Raw genomic sequence first — 2,555 nt, 5'->3', positions numbered from 1 at the left:
GAAAGGATGGCGTTTTTGTATGAATCTATCGATTCAAGATGAACTTCCCCTTAAGATAGCACAACACTACATTTTCAAAGGACTTTATTGTAAATTAAACAACTTTATTATCTCTTAACAATATGTAGATGGAGTTTTCTTATCTTATTTATTTATATGAGTCGTATCGCCAACATTTTAACGAAAACATACGCTAAGCAAAAAATATAATAAGCTGCCCATATGGACAGCTTATTTACATAATTATCGTTAGCGGAAGTCATTTTAAAATTCTATGTGTCGATTTTTTCTTTGCCCTTGCGGATAAACCACCATATCAAAGCTACAAGTAGTATAAGGAGCGGTATTGCCTGAATAAAGAGAAATCCTTCCCAAAAATCAAGTTCAGTACTATATGGAGAGTCTGTTGCCATCACACCTATAAAAAAAGCCACTGGAATTGTGCATAGATTTACCCCTAAACTGCCCATTATGAATATTAGATTTTTATCCTTAGTTTTTGGTGAATCAGACTTGAAGAATGAGAATATTGCCATGCCGATTATAAAAAGCAATATTACATAAAGTTGATTAAGATATCCCATAATATTCCTCCGTTATCCTAATTGTACCATTAGCAAGGACGTTTTTGTACAAATTTGGATAAATAAGATATTCATGTAAAGTTAACATAACGTCTCATTATCGGTAGCCAGGATAAGGGAGAATCCCTGCTATTCTTTTTTTGCATAAAATCTTTTATAAAAAGTAGTTGGGTTATAGTGCTTTACTTAGGATAGCATCCGCATTTTCGGGATCCCACCCCTTTAAAAGAATAATTTCAACAAAATATAGATTTTAATTGCAAATAAAGAATCTGAATTTTGTTTAATACTATTTTTTACGAAACAAGAAAATGGTAAAATTTTCTTGAATATGGTTCCATTGGGAGGTTATTCGTAATGAGATTCAATAAATATACCGTAATATTTATTTTTTTAGCTATTGTTTCAAATTTCGCCTTATCCATGTGGCTCAAACAAGGACTTTTAGGTGTAGTTATTGCTATTATTTTCTTATTAATCGCTACATGGACTACAAAACAGCCTACAGACGACCAGCATAAATGAACAAAATAACTTAACATGGTATAATAATACTTGGATGGGAGTCCAATGTTATTAAAATTAAAGTGGTTATCAAGTCGGAGGAAGGCACCTTAGGGTGTCTTTTCTTTTTAAAATATATAAGCGCACCAGAACCGGTTCATGAATATGGAAATCTCATCTATCAAATTTGGAACTAACTTCTTCCGAAACATTGTTCTGCATTTACCAACCTGTTTATGTTTTTTCAAACTTTGCAACAGAAGCACATTGTTTTACTTGAATTTTATGTTATACTTCTATAGGCATCTGATTTTTATTCTATATAAAAGTATGTGAAAAGCCCTTATCAATTCGATAATGGCTTTTCTATTTTTCATGAAGATTGATTATATGGCATGAGCAATAAATTTAAAGGAGAATTATAAAATGATTTTTCCAAGTAACATCAATACGTCTTATGAGTATTCAATTATAGAAATTCAATGTTTACCTTGTATTTCTACAGCACCCGATTTTTATGATAATTTTGTACTTATTTGTAGTACTTATCTTAACAAAAATGATAAAGCACATGGTCATACTACATTTGAAATTCAATCTATAAAAGAACTGTCTTATAATAATCCAAATGTAAAAAATGCTAAGAAGTTTGTATACCAAGGTGGGTCTTTGAAAATAAATGATTTTGTAACAATTACTCAAGTGGAATCAGACTATGATACGAAATTCATAGCGAGACTTTCCTATCAATATCATAGCGATCAAGAGAGGGAATATATACAAGAGCAAGATTTACTCTTATTTTCTATTTCTGAAGGGCCAAAGGGGCAATTGTCTAATATTCCTTATTTATATCTTCCTCCGGATTTTAAGAAGTATATAGAATATTATCAGGCTAAGCACGATTCTGAAGTTCTTCACACTGCTTACTCAATATTAGAACATTTCATAAAAGAACATGATTGTTCAGAATCTTTCATTAATCAATTTGAAATTTTAAAAGAAAAACAAAAGAATAAATCTCTTATCTTGTATGATAGCCTTTTACGGAATCAATATAGGAAAATTTGATTTATTTTCATAGAAACATCAAAAACCCTTTAAATATTATACAAAATATGCCTATTGGTTTAAAAAAATGAAGAAAATGCATAAATGCATAAAAATATATATGTATTTTGTAGTATCCTAGAATGTATCTGTCTAAAAGTCTTTCATAGTACATTTTTGACACTTCCACCCCTAAAGGGGCAAGCTGACATACGTCAGTGGGATTCTTGCTACCAAAGGCGAAGTCCATTTCAGGTATCGCTGACGTGCAAGATTGCGATTTGCTATCACCACTCCCAGGACAGACCGTATAGGTTCATGGGTTAAGATGCTGTTACCATACCGTACAGATTGTTTGGTTCTCCTTATGTTTTAGCGTCTTGTACTTGACGACATATATTGTATGAGGTTGCACGA

General features: G+C 31.4%; 3 protein-coding genes. 2 read left to right on the top strand and 1 reads right to left on the bottom strand.

What is annotated here, in order from left to right:
- Positions 1-272 precede the first annotated feature (272 nt).
- On the bottom strand, positions 273-584 hold the full coding sequence (locus U860_RS0130585) for a hypothetical protein (RefSeq protein WP_025151446.1): 312 nt from the start codon (positions 582-584) through the stop codon (positions 273-275).
- A 357-nt stretch (positions 585-941) separates the two neighbouring features.
- Between U860_RS0130585 and U860_RS36170 the strand changes: the two genes are divergently transcribed.
- Entirely contained in the window at positions 942-1,109 is a 168-nt protein-coding gene (locus U860_RS36170) for a hypothetical protein (RefSeq protein WP_205206382.1), read from the top strand.
- A 405-nt stretch (positions 1,110-1,514) separates the two neighbouring features.
- Positions 1,515-2,159: a hypothetical protein gene (locus tag U860_RS0130575; RefSeq protein WP_025151445.1), complete on the top strand. Its 645-nt coding sequence runs from the start codon at positions 1,515-1,517 to the stop codon at positions 2,157-2,159.
- Positions 2,160-2,555 lie beyond the last annotated feature (396 nt).

Source organism: Bacillus sp. H1a, from assembly GCF_000633475.1.
GTDB lineage: Bacteria > Bacillota > Bacilli > Bacillales > Bacillaceae_G > Bacillus_A > Bacillus_A paramycoides.
Note: the sequence above shows the minus strand (reverse complement) of the source record. Positions and strands in the feature narration are given on the sequence as shown.

Coding starts and splice junctions, on each gene's coding strand:
- U860_RS36170 (WP_205206382.1), top strand. CDS start 942: ATGAGATTCAATAAATATACCGTAATATTTATTTTTTTAGCTATTGTT.
- U860_RS0130585 (WP_025151446.1), bottom strand. CDS start 584: ATGGGATATCTTAATCAACTTTATGTAATATTGCTTTTTATAATCGGC.
- U860_RS0130575 (WP_025151445.1), top strand. CDS start 1,515: ATGATTTTTCCAAGTAACATCAATACGTCTTATGAGTATTCAATTATA.